Origin of the sequence: Varibaculum timonense (genome assembly GCF_027694345.1) — a bacterium.
Classification (GTDB): Bacteria; Actinomycetota; Actinomycetes; order Actinomycetales; family Actinomycetaceae; genus Varibaculum; species Varibaculum timonense_A.
Window position 1 is genome coordinate 37633 of the sequence record NZ_JAQEVU010000010.1, and the last position, 20328, is coordinate 57960.

14 protein-coding genes, 1 tRNA gene and 1 other RNA gene are annotated in these 20328 nt (G+C 50.1%); 13 read left to right on the plus strand and 3 right to left on the minus strand.

Annotated features, from left to right (window positions below):
- The first annotated feature begins 69 nt into the window (after window positions 1-69).
- From PG728_RS08550 to PG728_RS08565, 4 genes are all read left to right on the plus strand, one after another.
- Window positions 70-3705, plus strand: a complete 3636-nt coding sequence (locus PG728_RS08550; RefSeq protein ID WP_270627062.1) for a family 20 glycosylhydrolase — start codon at window positions 70-72, stop codon at window positions 3703-3705.
- 794 nt (window positions 3706-4499) lie between these two features.
- On the plus strand, window positions 4500-5252 hold the full coding sequence (locus tag PG728_RS08555) for a VIT1/CCC1 transporter family protein (protein WP_270627064.1): 753 nt from the start codon (window positions 4500-4502) through the stop codon (window positions 5250-5252).
- Window positions 5253-5515: 263 nt separating this feature from the next.
- Window positions 5516-6016 (plus strand): helix-turn-helix domain-containing protein, encoded by a 501-nt coding sequence (locus PG728_RS08560; RefSeq protein WP_072510165.1) that lies wholly within the window; start codon window positions 5516-5518, stop codon window positions 6014-6016.
- The gene (locus PG728_RS08565) at window positions 6013-6585 is read left to right on the plus strand and encodes a PIN domain-containing protein (RefSeq protein WP_270627065.1); all 573 of its coding nucleotides are present in this window, start codon (window positions 6013-6015) and stop codon (window positions 6583-6585) included. Before PG728_RS08560 ends, PG728_RS08565 begins: the two co-directional genes overlap by 4 nt.
- Before the next feature lie 82 nt (window positions 6586-6667).
- Here the strand turns inward: PG728_RS08565 and PG728_RS08570 are convergent.
- Window positions 6668-6755 (minus strand) — tRNA-Ser (locus PG728_RS08570).
- A 187-nt stretch (window positions 6756-6942) separates the two neighbouring features.
- Between PG728_RS08570 and ffs the strand changes: the two genes are divergently transcribed.
- The 5 genes from ffs (at window position 6943) to PG728_RS08595 (ending at window position 12606) form a co-directional block, all read left to right on the plus strand.
- Window positions 6943-7038: signal recognition particle sRNA small type (gene ffs, locus PG728_RS08575), an RNA gene on the plus strand.
- Between the two features lie 68 nt (window positions 7039-7106).
- Window positions 7107-9482: a DNA polymerase III subunit gamma and tau gene (locus tag PG728_RS08580; RefSeq protein ID WP_270627066.1), complete on the plus strand. Its 2376-nt coding sequence runs from the start codon at window positions 7107-7109 to the stop codon at window positions 9480-9482.
- Window positions 9483-9500: 18 nt separating this feature from the next.
- Window positions 9501-10097, plus strand: a complete 597-nt coding sequence (gene recR, locus PG728_RS08585; protein ID WP_270627068.1) for a recombination mediator RecR — start codon at window positions 9501-9503, stop codon at window positions 10095-10097.
- Between the two features lie 155 nt (window positions 10098-10252).
- Window positions 10253-11560, plus strand: coding sequence for an aspartate kinase (locus tag PG728_RS08590; RefSeq protein ID WP_270627070.1), 1308 nt, complete (start codon window positions 10253-10255; stop codon window positions 11558-11560).
- Window positions 11557-12606 carry an aspartate-semialdehyde dehydrogenase gene (locus PG728_RS08595; protein ID WP_270627072.1) on the plus strand — a complete coding sequence of 350 codons (1050 nt, stop codon included), beginning with the start codon at window positions 11557-11559 and terminating at the stop codon, window positions 12604-12606. The genes PG728_RS08590 and PG728_RS08595 overlap by 4 nt, the downstream gene beginning before the upstream one ends.
- Before the next feature lie 176 nt (window positions 12607-12782).
- Here the strand turns inward: PG728_RS08595 and PG728_RS08600 are convergent, their stop codons facing one another.
- On the minus strand, window positions 12783-13946 hold the full coding sequence (locus PG728_RS08600; RefSeq protein ID WP_270627074.1) for a variant leucine-rich repeat-containing protein: 1164 nt from the start codon (window positions 13944-13946) through the stop codon (window positions 12783-12785).
- Between the two features lie 174 nt (window positions 13947-14120).
- Complete coding sequence (locus PG728_RS08605) at window positions 14121-14840, minus strand: TetR/AcrR family transcriptional regulator (protein WP_270627075.1); 720 nt, start codon at window positions 14838-14840, stop codon at window positions 14121-14123.
- Window positions 14841-15093: 253 nt separating this feature from the next.
- On the opposite strand from PG728_RS08605, the gene PG728_RS08610 reads away from it, so the two are divergent.
- The 4 genes from PG728_RS08610 to efeB all read left to right on the plus strand — a co-directional run bounded on the left by PG728_RS08610 (window position 15094) and on the right by efeB (window position 20150).
- The gene (locus PG728_RS08610; protein ID WP_270627077.1) at window positions 15094-16353 is read left to right on the plus strand and encodes an MFS transporter; all 1260 of its coding nucleotides are present in this window, start codon (window positions 15094-15096) and stop codon (window positions 16351-16353) included.
- Between the two features lie 140 nt (window positions 16354-16493).
- Entirely contained in the window at window positions 16494-17468 is a 975-nt protein-coding gene (gene efeU, locus PG728_RS08615; protein WP_270627079.1) for an iron uptake transporter permease EfeU, read from the plus strand.
- Window positions 17469-17535: 67 nt separating this feature from the next.
- On the plus strand, window positions 17536-18774 hold the full coding sequence (gene efeO, locus PG728_RS08620) for an iron uptake system protein EfeO (RefSeq protein ID WP_270627080.1): 1239 nt from the start codon (window positions 17536-17538) through the stop codon (window positions 18772-18774).
- An 11-nt stretch (window positions 18775-18785) separates the two neighbouring features.
- Entirely contained in the window at window positions 18786-20150 is a 1365-nt protein-coding gene (gene efeB, locus PG728_RS08625) for an iron uptake transporter deferrochelatase/peroxidase subunit (RefSeq protein ID WP_270627082.1), read from the plus strand.
- Window positions 20151-20328 lie beyond the last annotated feature (178 nt).

Sequence of the window (20328 nt, forward strand, 5' to 3'; positions counted from 1 at the left end):
GTTGAGATATGCTATTGTGAAATCTGATAAATCCTCAAGCTAGTTATCCAAGTTAGAGTAGGTGTAGCAGTGTTGCTTCAAAAACAAAAAACTCCATCGGTATCTTCCTGGGTCAAAGCTGATAAGACCGGTAAGGGTCGGCAGCGAATAGGCTCGAAACTATTGAAACCTTTAGGGGTAGCCCTAGTAAGTGGGGCGTTAGCTCTGTCAATATCGCTTCCAGCTCCAATGGCTCAGGCCGAACCTCTCGGAGCCTATAAAGCTGACGGGTCCGCTACCCTACCGAAAACTATTCCCAGTCTGGATGCTTGGAAAGCTAGTGGCGGAACCTGGACGCTAGCCGAGGGCGCGCGGGTAGTTTCCACCCAGGAGCTCAACGCGCGGGCTAAATCGCTATCGACGGAGCTTAGCGCCTATTTAGGTTCGCCGGTTCCCGCCAAAATAGGTAAACGGACTAGCGAATTCGATGTGCAATTATTGCAAGATAGTACGCGCAAGGATTTAGGGGCAGAAGGCTTTGAGCTAAAAATTGGCTCTTCAGGCGTGCAAATCATCGGCGCTACTGACGCGGGCGTATTTTATGGGACTCGCTCCTTTTCGCAGCTGATGCGGCAAAAGCAGCTAACTTTACCGGCTGGCTCGGTAATATCAGTACCTAAATACAAAGAACGAGGGGTAACTCTGTGTGCCTGCCAGCTCAACATTTCAACCGAATGGATTGAGCGTTTTTTGGATGATGCTGCTGACTTGCATATCAATAACATTGTCCTAGAGATGAAACTAAAGTCTGATGCTTATCCTGACACTCAGACCTGGTCATATTACACCCCCGAGGACGTTAAAAAGTTTGTCGCTAAAGCGAAGAGCCTAAATATTGACGTTATTCCGGAAATAAACTCACCAGGTCATATGAATATTTGGCTGGAGAATGCTCCCCAATATCAACTGGTAGATAAGAACGGCGGATATCACCCTGATCAGCTTGATATTTCCAACCCTAAGGCCCGGGCTTTCATTAAGAAGCTAATCGATGAATATGACGGGGCTTTTGACTCGAAATTCTGGCATATGGGGGCTGATGAATATACCATGACTGGTGGCTATCAGCTGTATCCCCAGTTAACGAAGTATGCGCAAGACGCTTTTGGCCCCAGCGCCAACGCCAATGATGCTTTTACCGCTTTTATCAACGAAATAAACACTTACGTAAAAGGTAAAGGCAAGAATCTGCGGATTTTCAACGATGGTCTTTATGACACCGCAAACGTTCAGCTGGATAAGGATATTGTTATTGATTATTGGTTCAAAAAGGGCGGTACGCTAACTCCTAAGCAGCTCGCGGAACGGGGATATCAACTAACAAATGTTCCCCAAGCAATGTATTGGTCCCGCGCCTTTGATCCGGCTGGTTACACCTATGCCATGAAACCAAATAACCTGTATAACAATAAAAATTGGAACGTGGGCACTTTTGATGGTAACGCCCAAATTGACCCGAACTACGACAAACTCCTGGGGGCGCGGGTATCACTATGGCCCGATAACATCAATGAAACCGAGAACGAAGTCCAGATGATAACGGCTGATTCCCTCCGGTTCTTAGCCCAAATGACCTGGTCTGCTTCTCGTCCTTGGCCTAAATGGGAGGGCGCTGACGGTATGAAAGCTACCATCGACTCTCTGGGGGATCCTACTACCCGTTCCCAGGTACAGGCAGCTACCGTTCCTGACGGGGTATACGGCCTACCGGAATTGGATCCGGTAGCTAAAGGGCCTTGGAAACTGGCAAAAACCTATGACGGTTACTATCAGATTTCCAATGCTGCTACCGGAAAATGCTTAACGATGAGCGAAGGTGCAAAGCATCTAGGTGCGGTTAGTGAAGTGGGTGCCCAGCCTACCTTGGTATCTTGCCGCCCGCTCAGTGAAACCTATAAGAATGCCTTTGCTACCGGTCGGGAAAGAAACCAACAGAAATGGCAAGTAGTGGTAGAAGCCGATAATAAGGTTTCGCTGCGAAATGCGGTTTCAATACAGTACCTGGCAGTAGCTGACGGCAGCGAGAAACATGTAGATATTCAAGGAGTTTCGGCTGCGGAAGTAAAGGCTGACGCCGTTTTGCTGGAAAAATCATTATCTGGGACTGGAAATAGTCTAGCCGCCGGCAAGGTTGCGCAATTCCCTAAAGATTTGGTGGCCACCAAAGGGAAACTGGCTGATAAAGCCCTGTTCTCCCTGGTACGTGAAAAATCTATTACCGTTGATCAGCCAGAGATTAAGGACGTGAATCCCTCTGAACCGCGGGAAGTTACGGTAACAGTCTCAGCTGCCGATAACGCCAAAGTTGCGCCCTCAGAAATTAAAGCCACCGTGAGTGAAGGTTGGAAGGTTTTACCGGAAACAGTTCAAATCGGTGAGCTACCTGCGCGTGGCACTGGAACCGCTAAATTTAAGCTGGTAAATACTACCGGAACGACTGGTAGCGCCACCTTTACCTGGAAGATGGGGAATGAAGAACTCAGCACTACGGTAAACTTGAGCGGAATGCTCGGACCTCGCGTATGTGATGGATTTACCGATATAAGCGCAGACTCGGAAGAAAAAACCGGTGAAGGCCCTAATAATGGTCACGTAAAAGCCGCATTTGATGGCGTAGACGAATCAGGTAAATCCAATACTTTCTGGCACAGTAAATGGGCTGGCGGAGTAGATCGTTTGCCGCACTGGCTGGTATTTAGTCCGCAACAGGCACTAACTAATCCCGACGGCACTATTAACAATATGCTCTCGGTCGAGTACCTTTCACGGCAAGGGAAAGTGAACGGTCGCATCAAGAGTTACCAGATTTACACCTCTGACACTACAAAAGACGGCAATGCAACCACGGGTTGGACGCTACAAAAAGAGGGTCAGTGGGAAAATGGAACCGATTGGCAGCGTGCCTACTATGACAATCCGGTAAAAGCCAAGTATGTAAAACTGCTGATTACCGACGTGTGGGACGAAGTAGCAGGTAGGGAAGACCAGTTCGCGTCCGCTGCCGCTATCTGCGTATCTTCACAGATGCCGCCCGCCACCTTGACTGCGCCAGCCCAACCCGAGAATCCGATTTCGGTTTCGCCAGCAGTTAAGGTTCAAAACGCCCCTGCTAATCCGTGGCCAGCTGCCGATCCGGCAGCTCCGGCAGCGACAATCGCTCCCATAGCTGACCAGACTCTGCAGCTAGGTTCGCCGATTAAAGGCATACCGGTGAAAGTAGCTAAAGGTACAGTTTGGAAAGTTAAAGGTCTCCCCGCGGGAGTAGTCTTTGACGAGCAAACTGGGGTGATTAGCGGGAAACCGGCTAAAGCTGGCAAATACCCGGTAGAGGTTATCGCGGAGAACCCGGATGAAGAAGCAGTGACCGCAGCTTTCACGATTACTGTCACCGAGGAAAATACTCCTGGAGGTACTGACAAGCCAGGCGGTAGCGATAAGCCGGGAGATACTGGTAAACCCGGTACTTCCGATAAGCCTGCCCCCGGTGGAAACGCCAGTGGTGACGGTAAAGGGAAAGCGCCCGGCGGTGCGTCCAGTGGGAACGCAAACGCTCAAGGCAGTGGCTCTGGTTTGGAACGTACCGGTTCAAATGCGGCAATCGCGCTAGCTGCAGCCTTGGTATTGATAGCCGCAGGGGCAGTGGCGATTAAGCGCCGACGTCTCTAGAGTCGCTAAACGTTAATCTGGGGTTGGTAAGCGGAATATCCGCTTACCAACCCCAAATTTATTTGTGGGGGTAAATGCGGGTCAATGACGGGATAGTGCTGGGTTGGGGGCATTAACCCGTAAATGCCTGTTTTGAGGATAACGACGGGATAGTACAGCCTACTGCCCCGTTTTTGAGCCACCAGATTTTCGCCTACCCGTGGTTCTTCGCACTTCCGGTCATGGGTATAGAACGCGCATAGCTCGGTGTTCGCTGCGAAGTAGTTTTACAAGGTTTAGGTTAAGCGCGGATTGGAGGGGGTGCCTCGCAGGGCTAATGCCCGCTGCTAAGAGCCCAATGGTGGCATCGAAAAGCTAATATCTTCTGTATTACGTGAGGATGCTATTTCGTTAATTGTTACTTTTTGAGGGGTTAGTACTGATATTTTCCCCGGATATGCCAGGTTTTTAAATATAATTTAGGCAATTTTTACTAAGGTTAAGCGTATCTATTTCGTTTAGTAAGCACCGAGCCGGGCTGTACCCTTATTTCGCTAGTTTGTTTCCGTCCTATCTAAGGGATTGCGTCCTTTATAACCTTTTTCTGTTTTTCTTTATAGAGTGGCAGCGGAAAAATATCTGTCAGTTCCTTTGGTGCGCCTTTCCTTAGACCCCTGGTCATCTTCTTATTTTTAGGTAGTTTTTGTTCTCTAAAAACTATTTATCTCCTTGTTCTTACCCCTTTGCTTGTTATGCTGACCAGGCATTCAGATAAAACTTTGCGGAAATAACAATCGAGGTCTAGGAGAGCTTAAATGAGTTTGGCGGGGGATATTTTATTGGGTGGTTCTTTACGGGCTAAAGAGCGGGAGGAACATACCGATGAAAGTGTGAAGACTGCCTCCAAGCTGAACTGGTTGCGTGCCGGGGTTCTAGGAGCCAATGACGGTATCGTCTCTACTGCCGGAGTAGTAGTTGGGGTGGCGGCGGCGGATCCGCAAAATAATATTGCTATTTTTACTGCCGGAATGGCGGCAGTGGTGGCTGGGGCGATTTCGATGGCGGCGGGCGAGTATGTCTCGGTATCTACGCAAAAAGATACAGAGCAGGCTTTGGTTCATAAGGAACGTGTACGTTTAGATAAAGATCCTGAGGGCGAGCTAGCAGGTCTGGTTAAGGTTTATGAAGCAAAAGGGTTATCGCCTAAGACGGCTCGTAGAGTCGCTGTCGAGTATTCGCAGATAGATCCGGTGGCTGCGCAGGTTGAGGCGCGCTATGCGATTGACTCAGAAGAATTCGTGAACCCCTGGAATGCCGCTTTTTCATCTGCTATTTCTTTTATCTTGGGCGCGATATTGCCAATGCTGGCTATTTTGCTATTCCCTCCAGAAGCGAAGTTTGTGGCAACTTTTATTTTGACGGTGGTGGCCTTGGGATTGGCGGGGTACACCTCAGCTTGGTTGTCGCAGGCTCCACGTCTGCGGGCTGTTATTCGGGTAATTGTGGGTGGCGCTTTAGCGATGCTGATTACCGGCGCTGTCGGTCATTTGGTTGGATTATCGTTGTAGGTCTGGCTCTTATAGAACTAAAACCCAGACCTATCTGAGAGTTTACTGATACAAGTAAATCCAAAATGGTGTTACCAGTAAGGAGGGTTCACTGGAGTGAATTGGAATCTCGCCCCGAAGATTTGGGAGAAACGTGCTGGTCTCAAGTGTGCAAGCAGTAAATAATCTTAGACACTAAGTGTTAGTTTTGGTGATTTTGTAGGAAAACCGGTCTCCGGCGCGTCCATTTTTCGTTTTTTTCGTTTTAAGGTATTGTTTGGGATATGCAAACCGCGCCAAAAAACGTCATCGCAGCTGATGACTTTGAAGAAATGCAAGATTTAAGTCGTTTCCTGGAACACGTTACAGAACCGGCGGCACTGCTTGGTCCCGATGGGCAGACTATACCTCTACCGGTGGAAGCATTTCGTGTTTTATGTGACGTGGTTGAGTTTATGAAACAGGGGAAAGCAGTTACTATTGCCCCAATCGACCAACGATTGACAACCCAGCAAGCAGCAGATTTCCTGGGAATCAGTCGCCCTACATTCGTTAAAATTCTTGAAAAAGGTGACATCCCATTCCAGCGTGCTGCCGGGGGACGGCATAGACGGGTTCTTTTGCGTGATGTACGTGACTATCAAGCAAGAATTAGTGTCGAAAGAGGTCGGGTCTTAGACGAACTCACGGCGCAAGCTGTATCGTTAGGGCTTTACGAAGAAACCGCGCAAACATATCGTGGTTCGTTGAAGCAGGCGAGGGCGGAACTTGAGGACACGCAATGACACGTTTCAGTGCGTTTTTAGATGCTTGTGCTTTAGTGCCAATCGCTCAAGCCGACACTCTCCTCCGCCTTGCCCAGGTTGGAATCTATCGCCCGTTATGGAGTGAAAAAGTTTTACAAGAAACTGTTAAAGCTATCGAAATAATTCACCCGGATATAGCGCGTTCAGGGGCAGCGGAGAAGCGAGTGAACCTGATGAAAGATTACTTCCTTGATGCGTGTGTCGAGGATTGGAAGCATCTGGTGGATAATGTTCATGTGCCAGATATTAATGATCGGCATATTGTCGCTGCCGCATTTAAAGGGCGCGCCGATGTTATCGTGACTGCAAATATTAGAGATTTTCCGGAAAATGAATTGAGTAAGTTTGGTTTGTCGGCGCAAACACCTGATGAGTTTCTCCTAAATCAATTAGACTTAGCGCCTCAAACCGTTATGGAAGTATTGCGAAATCAGGCGCTGGCGGCAAAGAATCCTAAGTTAGAGCTCTCCGATTTATTGAATGCGCTAGAAAAATGTGGTGCATTGAATTTTGTTAGAGAAGCTTCAAGAATGCGATGGCGGGTGTGATTCAGGAGGCGGAGCGGTAATAATCTTACCGATTGCGCACCTGAGAAAATTGTCCCTGGAACATTAGTGTCCTTGAGGGCGATGGCGGAGGTAGGGGGATTCGAACCCCCGAGGGCTTGCACCCAACCCGCTTTCCAAGCGAGCGCCATAGGCCACTAGGCGATACCTCCAGGCACAAGTTTGAGTTTACCGAAATGCCCTAGGTAATGTCGATTCTGGAAATGAGGAGTCGAACACAACCCGGCAATAAAGGCTGTCGCTACTTCCGTAGAAAACGCGTCCACGTCCTCGGCAAGTACCTTGCCCCCCGCACTGACCGCACCGTTTCCAGTTAGCGCCCTCCTAAGCTAAACTGAGAGAGATCCTTCACGCGGCGATATCACTCGAACCTCCCCAGGACCGGAAGGTAGCAAGGATAAGGGTGCGCTATCGGGTGCGTGAAGGGTCTTTTGATTTTCTATTATTCTCAGCTATCTCGATATTGCTCCCCACTGGGGCACTGCCTTTAGTACAGTAGAGCCGTGAGCATCGCACTGTATCGCCGTTACCGGCCAGACACTTTCCAAGACGTGATTGGGCAAGACCACGTGGTCAAACCGTTAATGGCGGCGCTGCGTTCCGGACGAGTCAGTCATGCCTATCTGTTCTCTGGTCCGCGCGGATGCGGGAAAACCACTTCCGCGAGAATCATGGCACGCTGTCTGAACTGCGCAGAAGGACCAACCGATACTCCCTGCGGAAAATGCGAATCCTGTAAAGATTTAGCAACCGGAGGCTCCGGCTCACTAGACGTGGTAGAAATTGATGCTGCCAGCCATAATGGGGTAGATGATGCGCGAGAACTGCGGGAGCGGGCAGGCTTCGCGCCGGTGCGCGACCGTTTCAAGATTTTTATCCTAGATGAAGCCCATATGGTCACCCAGCAGGGATTTAACGCCCTGCTGAAAATCGTAGAAGAACCCCCCGAACACGTAAAGTTCATTTTCGCGACCACCGAACCCGATAAAGTAATCGGCACTATTCGCTCCCGCACCCACCACTATCCATTCCGGCTGGTACCTCCAGAAGTAATGGAAAAATATATGGAGAAACTCTGCCAGGCAGAAAACATAGAACCCGCTGCGGGGGTGTTGCAGTTAGTGATGAGGGCGGGTGCAGGTTCGGTGCGTGACTCGCTGTCAGTATTGGATCAGTTAATGGCGGGCGCAGAGGACGGAAAGCTCGCTTACGGTACTGCTTCCGCGCTGCTCGGATACACAGATAGCGCGATTTTAGAGCGTTCTGTTGATGCGATTATTGACCGTGACGGAGCCGCCCTATTTGAAGTAATCGCCAAAATGGTTGAGGGCGGGCATGAACCCCGCCGCTACCTGGAAGATTTGCTGCTGCGTTTGCGTGATTTGTTAGTGCTATCGGTGTCTTCGGTTGAGGACGCGCAGGTTGCATTAGCGGGAACTCCCCGAGATCAATTGAAAGTGATGAGCGCCCAGGCTGAGCGTTGGGGAACTGCCGGGATTTCACGTGCCAGCGACCTGACCAATACTGCTTTAACAGAGCTTACAGGGGCAACGGCTCCTCGCATTCAGGTTGAGTTACTGGCCGCTAGGCTATTGTTGCCTCCGCCAGCTGAACAGGTAACTAGCGGTGTTAATGCGGGTAAAAGCCCTGGAAATCCTAAATCCCTCAGTGGAGCAGAGGCGGCTATGGCGGCTCTACATCGCGCGTCACGTCCTCGGTCAAATCCCGCCCCAGCGGCACCGCTCGCCAGCGCCCCGCCCAGGCACAGCTCCCCGGATTTGTCTGTCGGGCAAGTTGATGAGATTAAAACTGCTGAGGTAGCTGCTGCCCCCACTAATAGCGGGGAAGGGTCAGAGTTATCTGCACCTCGTCCTCCGCTTAAAAAGGCAGAAGAAAAATCTTCATCCGGCGGCGGATATCAAAACGCAGGGGATACCTCCGCTACTTTGACGCCAATAAAATCGCCGGTATCAAAGATGGCAGCGGTAGCTAAAGGGGAACAGTATTGGCAGGTGCTACAGGCTTGGGAACAAATAAGCTCGCACCTGCGGCAGCTAAATCCCCGGCTATGGTCCACATCTAATCGGCATTTGCAGATTGGTGGTGCCGAAAATAATCAGCTCACCCTGCTAGGTGACAGTCAAGAAGTGGTTACCTATCTGCAAGGTCAGCTTGAACCTCTGCAAGAATGCCTAGGTAAAACGCTGTCTGGAGACTGGAGCATCAAGTTAGTACCAGGTAGTGACGATAGTTATGCTCCCGATTTAAGCGAGCTTTTATCCCAGGTAAAACTGGGTGCGTCCTCCGAGGTAAAACCAGAACCCGCGGAAGAAGCTCCCGATATCCCGCAAGCCCCACCGGAAGAAGAAAGCTATCCGCCCGAGCCAGAAGATATGGCTGAAAGTGCGCCCTCACCATGGATAATAGCAGACGCTACTCCTTCAGCCCCTGCGGTTTCTTCAGAGCCTTCAGGGTTATCAGTGCCGGAGCCAGAGGTAGCGACCGGCGAACTAGCTGCTCCGCGCCCGCTTCCGCCAGCAGAAATGGCAGCTCCGCGCCCGCAGACCTCTGAACACTCGCCTTCGGACAGGCAGAGCCCGTTAAAAGAGGCATCTCAACAACTCTCCCCGAAGATACCGCAAGCTCCTCGCCCTATAGAAAATATAGATAACTACCCAACTAGCGCGCCCAGAGCAGTAGAAACTACGTCCGCCAACGGTAAACCACAGTTGCCAGACGAGCCTGATCTGCCAGATTTATCTGACCCGGATGTCTCGGTAGACGAAAGTGGGGGGCGCTGGGGTATCGAGGTCGCAAAATCCTTGTTGGGGGGCAAGATAGTTGAGGTTGTAAAAGAAGATTCGGACACTACCCGCTAAGAAAGTAACTAGAACTGTATGTATGACGGTGCTTTACAAGACCTAATCGATGCCCTATCTCGGCTGCCGGGAATCGGTCCAAAATCGGCGCAAAGGATTGCGTTCTATGTGCTTTCTCGCCCTAAAGCGGAAGCAAAACTGCTGGCGCAAGCGCTAGTTGATGCGAAAGAAAAAATCCGGTTTTGCAGCTGTTGTGGCAATCTTTCTCAAGAGGAACTGTGCCAGATTTGCCGAAATCCCAAGCGTGACCAGTCGGTGATTTGTGTTGTGGAAGAAGCCAAAGATGTGGGGGCGATTGAGCGAACCCGCAGCTACCGCGGACTTTATCATGTATTAGGCGGGGCTATCGACCCGATAAACGGGATTGGGCCTGAACAGTTACGGCTGCGCGAACTGCTGAAACGCCTCGGCGGCTCTAGCGTGCAAGAAATTATTATTGCCACCAATCCCAATATCGAGGGCGAAGCGACAGCTACCTACCTAAGTCGCACAATCTCCCCCTTGGGGCTCAAAGTGACTCGTCTAGCCTCCGGACTGCCGGTAGGCGGCGACCTGGAATACGCTGATGAGGTGACATTAGGGCGTGCTTTAGAAGGCAGACGCAGCGCCGAATAGGACGAAAGTAGCTGGCTACATGACTGCCGGTCAGGTTAAAGATGTGGTATTGCTTACCGACCAGCGAATTTGAGACACCCTAACCTGAAACAAACAATGTTCCTACAATTGTGAACGTATTGGCAGATAAATAGGTAGGCATACAAGGGGAACAAATGGCGCTGATTGTGCAAAAGTATGGCGGATCCTCGGTTGCCGACACCCAGTCGCTGCAACGGGTTGCGCGCCGGATAGTGCAAACTCGCCGGGCGGGACACCAGGTGGTGGTAGTGGTATCCGCAATGGGGGACACCACCGATGATTTAATTGATATGGCTGCGCAGCTTAACCCAAAGGCTCCTGCCCGGGAAATGGATATTCTGCTTTCGGCTGGTGAACGCATCTCTATGTCTCTACTTTCTATGGCGATTTCTGCCCAAGGTGTGCCAGCTATGGCTTTCACGGGTGCTCAAGCGGGAATTCGTACCGACGCTAAATATGGTAAAGCCCAGATTGTGGGGATGGTTCCCGAGAGGATTGCTCGGGTTGTTCGTGACAATAACGTGGCGATTGTAGCCGGATTCCAGGGGGTTAATGAGGCTGATGACGTTACTACCTTGGGGCGGGGAGGTTCCGACACTACCGCAGTAGCATTAGCGGCCGCATTACACGCTGACGTTTGCGAAATCTATACCGATGTGGATGGTTTATTCACCGCTGATCCGCGCATGGTTCCCACCGCGCGCCGCTTACATTCCTTGGATTATGAAGAGACTCTAGAGCTGGCAGCTAATGGTGCCAAAATTTTGCATTTGCGGGCGGTAGAGTTTGCTCGCCGCTACCGAGTACCCCTGCACGTGCGTTCAAGTTTTTCCGATAAGGACGGCACCTGGATTGCACATGGCCCGGCCCCGAAATCTTTGCAGGGTATTGTCCCTGCTCAAGCCCTCAAGGAGGAAAATATGGAAGCCCCGATTATCTCCGGTATCGCCCATGATCGTTCCCAGGAAAAGCTGACTGTGGTCGGTTTACCTAACCGTCCCGGGGTAGCTGCCGATTTGTTTTCGGCGGTCGCCAAGGCGGGAGCCAATATAGATATGATTGTGCAAAATATATCGGAGGCGCGACCGGGGCGGGCAAATATCTCGATTACGATGCCAGCTGATGATATTCCCTCGGTAATAGCCGAGCTAGAGAGCGAAAAGAACGTCCTAGATTTTATTCGCATTGACCACGATGCCAATGTAGGAAAGGTGTCCCTGGTGGGGGCAGGTATGCGGAATAATCCCGGAATTTCTGCGCGCTTCTTCCAGGCGCTTTCGGATGCTGGTATTAACGTAGATATTATTTCTACTTCCGAGGTGCGTATCTCGGTGTTGATTCATTTGGATCGGCTTGATGATGCGGTGCGTGCGATTCACAAAGCTTTTGATTTAGATGCGGAAGAAACTGAAGCCGTGGTTTATGGAGGTACCGGGCGATGAGTAAAGAATTAACGGTTGCGCTAGTAGGGGCGACTGGTCAGGTCGGACGGGTAATGCGGACTCTGCTAGAGGAAAGAGCTTTCCCGGCAGCTAACATTCGCCTATTTGCTACCTCTCGCAGCGCGGGTACCCAGCTCACTTTTCGCGGTCAGCAGGTAACGGTAGAGGACGTAGAGGGCGCTGATCTTGCCGGTATCGACATTGCGGTGTTCTCCGCTGGGGGAGTGGCTTCGCGTAAATATGCTCCCCGTTTTGCTGAGGCGGGTGCGGTAGTGGTCGATAATTCTTCGGCTTGGCGTCGCGATGAGCAAGTCCCTCTGGTGGTATCGGAAGTTAATCCTCAGGATATTCAAAACCGTCCTAAAGGGATTATTGCTAACCCGAATTGCACCACTATGGCAGCCATGCCCACGGTAAAGGTGTTGCATGACCTGTTTGGGCTGGAAACCTTGGTGGCTTCCTCCTATCAGGCAGTATCCGGTTCTGGTCGCGCCGGAGTGACAGAGCTTTCTTCCCAGTTGCGTGCCAGTATTGACGAGTGTGAAGCTCTAGCTTTAGACGGGGCTGCTATAGAGTTTCCAGAACCTAAAACCTATGTGCGTCCGATTGCTTTTAATGCGGTTCCAGTTGCTGGCAGCTTCGTTGATGACGCCTCTGGCGAAACCGACGAGGAACAAAAGCTGCGCAATGAGTCGCGTAGAATTTTGCATTTACCCTCTTTAGCTGCTTCTTGTACTTGTGTACGGATTCCAGTGATGAGTGCACATCTACTTTCTTTGAATGCCCGTTTTGCCCGTCCTGTAGATTTGGCGCAGGCTGAATCAGCATTAAAACAGGCTTGCGGGGTGCAATTGGTAGACGTTCCTAATCCTTTGGAGGCAGCTGGGCGTGATGGTACTTTCACCGGTCGTCTGCGCATAGACCAATCAGTTCCCGATGGTAAGGGCTTGGCATTTATTTGCTGTGCGGATAACCTGCGTAAAGGGGCAGCTCTCAATGCGATTCAGATTGCAGAGATTGTTGCCAATGAACTGCTAGCAGCCTAGTGCGTTACGCTACTATACAGTCTGAGCAGGTTTTATAGTAGCGTAACTAGACATCGGCGCACGATTAGACAGGAAGCGCGGGAGCTAAGTGAATTAGAAAAACGGATTCCTCTGAGGGGATTAGCTATGCCGGGGTTTTGCACGAAAGAAAAACGGAAACTGCGTCCTCGTAAAGCCTATTTAGCGGCAGCTTTAGCTTTAGGCTGATAGGCTTCTGCGCTGTTAATAGTTAGTTTCAGCCCAAAACCGGTTTGCAGGTTCCAACAATCAACCCCGAAGCCGGAGGACTGACAGGCATACGATCCGGACGCAGCTGCAGCCCCCTTAGCCAACAAGGTTTGGGAGGTTTTCGCATCTTGAACCCCTAAATCTTCTGGGGTGCGCGCACCCTCAGCCCCTAGGGTGAATTTGACGGTAGCTCCGGCTGCCTGACCGATATTGCCGGTAAAACTAAAAGCGGTACATACTACTTCGTTACCAATCGTGCATTTGATAGGGGCATCTGGTAGCGAAAACTCGCTCACCTGATAAGCGCCATTGGGTAGCCCTTTCGCCTGACCGATAGCGGTAGTAGGGGCAGGGGCTACTTGACGCCCCTCGGTTTTCACATCTAGTTGCGCTCCGGCATTGTTATTGCCATTATTAGGGGATTTACCGGCGGATTTATTGTTTGTATCCTGGGTGCCGTTATTTTCTTGAACGTCAGGAATCCCATTATTGTTGTGATCTTTATTTAAATCTGAGTCCCCGAAAACCCGGGCAATCACGCCGTGCTTGCCATACCAGCCTTTAGAGCCGTCGCCACCGGTTAGTTTGTCGGCAAGATTGCCCCCGATAGACAGTGCCAACCCAATAAAAATGGCAATAACTATTACAAATATTTTTCCTTTTTTGGAAGTGGTTTTTTCTTCTCGAGGTGAAAACTCGTCTAAATCGGCTTCATCAGCTAATTTTATTTTTTCAGATTTAGTTTTTGTCCCTCCGGTTTCTGCGGTAGCAGGGCTGGCGGTCTGTTCTGCTTGGCGGCTTTCATCAGGATCCTTAGCGGGTTCTTCAGTTGAGTTTTGAGGTTGGAGCACATCGGAATCTGCCTGCGGTAGCGCCTGGGCGAGGGGCAAAGAATCGGGGAGAGTGGCGCGGTTTATCCGGTTTTGCCGACGTTGTAAAGCAGCGGCAATCTCGGGGTCAGAAAACTCGCTTAACCATTCCAAAAGAGCGGGATAGGTGGAGGGGTTTTCGGCGATTAACGGACGTAAGGAGGGGTGGTTTTGAGCCAGAAACTGTAGCTCATCCAACGGCGTTGCGGGGTCGCTTGCCCGCTCAACCGGGTCTGTGCTCATGGCTCCTCCTTTGAGTCTCTTAAGTGATTATAGATTATTGCGCGATAAAACGGTTGCAGCCGGTTTCTATATAAAGGGGTGTTCGTCTCAGTAGAGAACCGCCCAAGGTAGCTAGGTGTTTGGGATAGCTGACAGGTGCGCCCTGCTTATTCCCCCAAGTTGGGGAGCTGTCGCTTAACTGGCTCGGTGAATGGGGCAAGCGGAAACGGTAGTGCCCTCTTCGTTTCGGGAGTAAAAAGGATTTTCCTCTATATCTAGGCATCTGCCAAAGAAACGTTTGGAGCTGGGCAGGGGAGCTAGGCGGTGGTCTACTCCCAGGGAACGAAGCACATAGGCTTGTACGCAGTGGATAAAGTATTCACGACGCATTGAATCTTTAGGGAGCATCCTCCCCGCTAAAGACGTGTTTACCATCGAAACTGCAATCGGGAGATTTTGGGGAGGAATTGTGCCTTCGTGGATTGCTTTGCGCAGAATTTGTCGCAAAATGTTTTCTACTATGCGGGCGTGAGTGCGAAGTTCCGAATTGGTTTCAGTTGATACTTGTCTCCGTAAATCTAATCCGGGTGCTAGATGGTAGGAGGCTCCGAGGCTGAGCTGTTCGCGAATATAGATTCTTAGCATTTTGATAGGGGAGGTAACCCCCTCTAAAACGTGGTTTAGATGGAGAGAGTATTGCCCAGTTTCATAGGTAATAAATGCGAGCAGTAGTGCCTCTTTGTCTTGGAAATGGTTATAGACAGCAGTGCGTCCTACCCCGGCTTCTTCGGCGATTTTTGCCATGGTGAGTGATTCAAAGGTACTGGTTTGGAGGAGGTGGGAAAGCGCGTCAAAAAGTTGCTGTCGGGTTTTCTTCCGATGATCTTCTAATGTTTCCCCAATGATTCTAGGCATGGAGACAGTCTTTCATTTAGTGACGCTTTTAGTCTAATTGTCTTGAAAATCTAGGGGAGTATGGGGGTTGTGAGGGGGTTTGTGGATTTAAGAAAAAGCGCGGAGAGGACGTGGGGGCAGGAAGCTAGGAGAAGTCTGGGTAGAGGTAGATTAAGCGAGGTAGTGAGGGGTCGTATTTGGGGGGGCTTTAGGTACGGAAAAGGACGCAGTAGTAAAGATAATAAACCCTGGTAGCTTTAAAGGGGAGGAGAACTTGATTAACTTACTATTGCCGCTGATTTACCTAGCATTCATCAGTTTGGGACTGCCAGATGCCCTGCTAGGCTCTGCCTGGCCAGCCATCTATTCTGACCTGTCGGTGCCAGTTTCCTATGCCGGGATTATTTCCATGATTATTTCGGTGGGAACTATCGTTTCCTCTTTGCTCTCTGACCAAATTATTGCCCGGCTCGGAACTGGGAAAGTCTCGGTGGTCTCGGTGGCGCTTACGGCTGGGGCTATCCTTGGGTTCTCTTATTCCCCTAGTTTTTGGGTGCTTTGCATTTGTGCGGTTCCCTACGGGCTGGGAGCAGGCAGTATAGATGTGGCGCTTAACAACTATGTGGCTTTACATTTCAAGAGCGCTCATATGAACTGGTTGCATTGCTGCTGGGGAATCGGAGCTACCCTTGGACCGTACATTATGGGAATCTCGCTGGCGGCAGGTGGCAGTTGGAAAACCGGGTATTGGTATATTGCCTGGCTACAGCTACTAATCACCGCTGTTTTATTCCTAAGTCTGCCATTGTGGAAGCGATATGAATCCCTGGCAGAGGCGGTTTCACCCAACAAAAGCGGCGAAAACAGCAGTCAAGCAGATAGATCCGGTAACCCAGCTACCGCTAACCTAGGGGACACTTCGGGAGCTTCTAATCCTCAAGCGCGTCCTCGTCCGCTAAAACTATCGCAGGTAATAAAGATTAGGGGAGTAAAAGAAATGATGACCTGCTTCTTTTGCTACTCGATACTGGAACAAACCACTGGGCTGTGGGCAGCAACCTACTTGAAAATGTTCAAGGGGATGGATGCTGCTTCGGCCGCCGCATTCGCCGGAATGCTATTCCTGGGGGTAACCCTGGGGCGGGCAGTCAGCGGATTTTTGGCGATTCGCTTTAATGACCAGCAAATGATTCGCTTAGGGATAGTCTTGGCAGCTGTGGGGTTGGTAATTTTACTGATTCCTGGTTCCGCAGGGCTGGCAGTGTTGGCAATGATACTTATCGGGCTGGGGTGCTCACCGATTTACCCGGCAATGATTCACGTAACCCCGCTGATTTTCGGTAAAGAACACTCGCGGGCAGTTATCGGGGTGCAAATGGCAAGCTCCTATGTGGCGGTACTTGCTATGCCGCCGCTATTTGGGCTGATAGCATCTAATTTGTCAGTCGGTTTACTGCCGCTGTATCTGGCGGGCGCTTTGGTGGTTTTTGTCTTGATGCAGCGCCGTCTATCGCGATTACAGTTAGAACCCTGAAGCTGATTTTAGTTGCAGATTTTGAGCTTCCGATATTTCTCTTTGCCAAGCTACTTGACACAAAATAATACCTAGAATATATTTAGGTGTGCCTTACCTAAAAGGCGAGCTCTTTTGGTGAATTTTCTGACGGGAGAAAAATGCTCGGCGCTTTGCTGATTGCGTTACGTGAAGGTCTGGAGGCGGTTTTAATCGTCTCCATTCTTTATGCCTACGTAAAGAAAGTTAGACGTGAAGATGTTCTCCCCAAACTGTGGCTGGGGATATTGGTAGGAGCAACCGTGCCAATGAGCGTGGGTGCTTACCTGGTGTGGGGAACTTACACCCTGACCACGCAGGCGCAAGAAGCACTCGGAGGATTCCTATCCCTATTCGCAGTTGCCCTAATCACCTGGATGGTTTTCTGGATGGCAGAACATTCAGTTGCCCTCAGCGCCCAAATCAATGCCCAAGCGGAACACGCCCTCTCAAAAGGGGAAAAAGCAGGATGGTCCATGTTTGTGATTGCTTTGATTACCGTGGGGCGCGAAGGTCTAGAAACTGCCATCTTCATCTGGCCAATGCTTAAAAATGCCAGTGACAACGAGAACGCCACCGGACTGGTAATCGGGGTAGTCATAGGTCTAATAATCGCAGTAATCCTGGGCTACCTAATCTATAAAGGAATCGCAAAAGTAAACCTCCGGATGTTTTTCCAAGTTACCGGTTATCTGCTGATTGTGGTGGCTGCTGGGGTGTGCTCCTACGGATTCCACGACTTACAAGAATCTGGACTGATTCCTATGACCGCGCCCCTGTTCGACATCACCGGATATATACCCTCGCTGGTTTATAACGGCGGACTATATGACCTGTTAGTAGCCATCTTCCAATTCTCGCCCAGCCCCACCGCCCTGCAGTTCTTCAGCTGGCTGATTTACCTGCTGGTCGTATGCGCCCTGTTCTATGTGTACAACCAGAAAAAGCAGGGTCTACAAGCAGCTACCCCTAACGGCTCTAACAACGCGGCAGATAATCCAGGAGAGCCTGGGAAACAACCCGAGACCGGGGAAAGTGCGGTTACAGAAACAGCAGAATGTGAAGAACAAATAAAGACCAAAGCGTTAGCCGGATAGGCTGACCTTTTTCCGAGGACGTTAGCTCGTCCTCAACCCTAAAAATGCAAATAAGGAGACAAAATAAATGGGTATTCGCAAGATGGGCGTTGCTATGCTTGGCGTGGCACTCGCCGTTACAGTAACCGGCTGCGTAAAAAATAACGACAGTGCCGCCGGTGAGGGCGCTGCCGGAAGTGGCAAACCTATCGAAGTAAAAATTGCTGATGACAAATGCGAGGTAGCGGTAAATACTGCCCCTTCCGGAACTATCAAATTTACGCTGAACAATGAAGGGCCAGCCCGTAACGAATTTGAAATTCTGGCTAAAGACAAACTCCAGATCATGGGGGAAATAGAAAACCTAGCTGCCGGTGATAAAAGGGACTTTACCTTACAACTAGAAGAAGGAACCTACTATACCGCCTGTAAGAAAAACATGGTGGGCGCGCTAGTGGGACTCAAAGAGTTCAAAGTAACTAAAGGTGAAGCCGTAAAGGTAAACGCAGATGAACAAAAACTGCGCGATGAGGCAGTAACTAAATACACTGCTTATGTTAAAGACCAGGCAGGACAGCTCGTAGATGCCACCGAAGAATTCGTTACTGCCTATAAAGGCGGAGATTTAGAAAAAGCGAAGAAGCTGTACCCGCTAGCGCGGATGCACTATGAACGCATTGAACCTACCGCAGAATCATTCGGCGATTTGGATCCGAAACTAGACGAACGTGAAGCCGATTATCAAGAAGCTGATGATGCTAAAGGACGGGAATGGACTGGTTGGCATCGAATCGAAAAAGACCTGTGGGCTGATGGGAAACTCTCCTCAGAGCAGCGGACGAAATATGCAGATTTGTTAGTCGCCGACACTAAAGCACTACATAAAGCGGTTTATGCTGACGATTTCAAACTAAAACTGGACGATATTTCTAATGGTGCTATCGGTCTGCTCGAAGAAGTTGCTACCAGCAAGATTACCGGGGAAGAAGAAATCTTCTCCCACACCGATCTCTATGACTTCCAGGCTAACCTAGAGGGCGCGCGGGTCGCTTACGGCAATGTGCAAGCGCTGGCGGTAAAGAAAGACCCAGAGCTGGCAAAGAAGATTGATGCCAAAATGAAAGACCTAGAAGCTACTATCGCCAGCTACAATAAAGCCAAAGGTGATGGGCAGTGGGAGTTCCCGGCCTACACCGAGATTGCAACTGCCGCTATCGGTTTAGATAAGACCCCTGAAAAATACACTAAAGCGCAAAAAGAACTGTCAGATAAGGTTAATGCGCTACGTGCTCCCTTAGCTAAACTAACCGAATCAATCCTGAAATAGGGTGAGACTCAGTGAATAAACACTCTGATAATGAGCGTTCCGAGGGGGCAGCACCAGATGCTGCCCCCTCGGGGGAAAATCCAGTAGCCGATGATAAAGGCGTGAAGATTTCGCGCCGACACGCCCTCCTAGGAGGAGGTATCGCTACCTTGGCCGGGTTAGGGCTGGGGACAGGCGCAGGATATGCTTTCGGAAAATCAGCAGGTAAAACTGCCGGTCAAGAAGCTTCAGATGTTATGAAGATTTCTTACCCATTTAGGGGAAAGCATCAATCAGGGATTACTACGCCGCAACAGCAGCAGATGATGATGGCCGCTTACGATTTGATTACTGATAATCGCGATTTGGTTATTCAACTGCTGAAAGACTGGTCGCTGGCAAGCGAAAAAATGATGAACGGTAATCCGGTTAATGATCCGAAACAGTCTAAATTGGCTCCTCCCGATGATACTGGGGAAGCCTACGATTTAGGTCCGGGTGCGCTGACCATCACTATCGGTTTTGGCGAATCTTTCTTTACTAAGGACGGTAAAGATAGGTTTGGGATAGCACAGAGAATGCCAAAACCATTAAAGGGTGGGATTCCCCGGATGGCGGCAGAAAAACTCGACCCGGATCAGTGCTATGGAGATATTGTGGTGCAGGCCTGCTCCGAAGACCCCATGATTTCTATGCACGCCATCCATAACCTGAGCCGCTTGGCGTTTGGAACTGCCAGTGTTCGCTGGACGCAACTAGGTTATGGGCGCACCTCCTCTACCTCGACGGGACAAAAAACTCCCCGTAACCTGTTTGGTTTCAAGGATGGAACCTCTAACGTTAAAGGTGAGGAAGCAGAAGCCGAGCTAAATGAGCATTTGTGGATTCAGCCTGAAGATTCCGGCGGAAAGTATTTTGCGGGGGGATCATATCTTTGTACTCGCAAAATCAAACAGATGATGGAAGTTTGGGATGAATTAGTTTTGCAGGAGCAAGAAGACACGATTGGGCGAGACAAGTTACATGGCGCTCCGCAATCAGGTGGACATGAGTTTACCCCTCCTGACTTCAAGAAGAAAGACCAAGATGGGAAGCTAATGATTGCGGAAGATTCCCATGTGGCAGTGGTCCATCCGGACAATAATGGGGGACGGAGGATGCTACGTCGGGGCTACAACTATATGGAGGGCACCGACAGTTTAGGTCGTCTTGAGGGCGGTTTGATGTTTATTGCCTATGTGCGCAATCCACAAACCAATTTCATTCCGATTTTGCGCAAAATGTCCGGGGATGCCATGACCGAATATTTGCAGCATATTTCCACCAGTATGTGGGTGATACCTCCAGGAATGGGCGAGAATGAAGACTATATAGGGCAAAAACTTTTTGAATCCTAAATAGTAAAAGTGCGGCTGTTTTTGGGAAGTTAATTAAGGGTGGGGGCGCTCTGTCTTTCAGAGCGCCCCCACCCTTAATGAACTATTTTCTAGGAATATAGGAATTAAATCAGGAACTAGATTTTGATAAAGTCCGTATAATTGTGTAAAAGTAAAAAGGCCATATAACAGTCCTTTT

Excerpts from the sequence above, each read along its gene's own strand:
- PG728_RS08555 (WP_270627064.1), top strand. The coding sequence starts at position 4,500 with ATGAGTTTGGCGGGGGATATTTTATTGGGTGGTTCTTTACGGGCTAAA.
- PG728_RS08560 (WP_072510165.1), top strand. The coding sequence starts at position 5,516 with ATGCAAACCGCGCCAAAAAACGTCATCGCAGCTGATGACTTTGAAGAA.
- PG728_RS08565 (WP_270627065.1), top strand. The coding sequence starts at position 6,013 with ATGACACGTTTCAGTGCGTTTTTAGATGCTTGTGCTTTAGTGCCAATC.
- recR (WP_270627068.1), top strand. The coding sequence starts at position 9,501 with ATGTATGACGGTGCTTTACAAGACCTAATCGATGCCCTATCTCGGCTG.
- PG728_RS08590 (WP_270627070.1), top strand. The coding sequence starts at position 10,253 with ATGGCGCTGATTGTGCAAAAGTATGGCGGATCCTCGGTTGCCGACACC.
- PG728_RS08595 (WP_270627072.1), top strand. The coding sequence starts at position 11,557 with ATGAGTAAAGAATTAACGGTTGCGCTAGTAGGGGCGACTGGTCAGGTC.
- PG728_RS08600 (WP_270627074.1), bottom strand. The coding sequence starts at position 13,946 with ATGAGCACAGACCCGGTTGAGCGGGCAAGCGACCCCGCAACGCCGTTG.
- PG728_RS08605 (WP_270627075.1), bottom strand. The coding sequence starts at position 14,840 with ATGCCTAGAATCATTGGGGAAACATTAGAAGATCATCGGAAGAAAACC.
- efeU (WP_270627079.1), top strand. The coding sequence starts at position 16,494 with ATGCTCGGCGCTTTGCTGATTGCGTTACGTGAAGGTCTGGAGGCGGTT.
- efeO (WP_270627080.1), top strand. The coding sequence starts at position 17,536 with ATGGGTATTCGCAAGATGGGCGTTGCTATGCTTGGCGTGGCACTCGCC.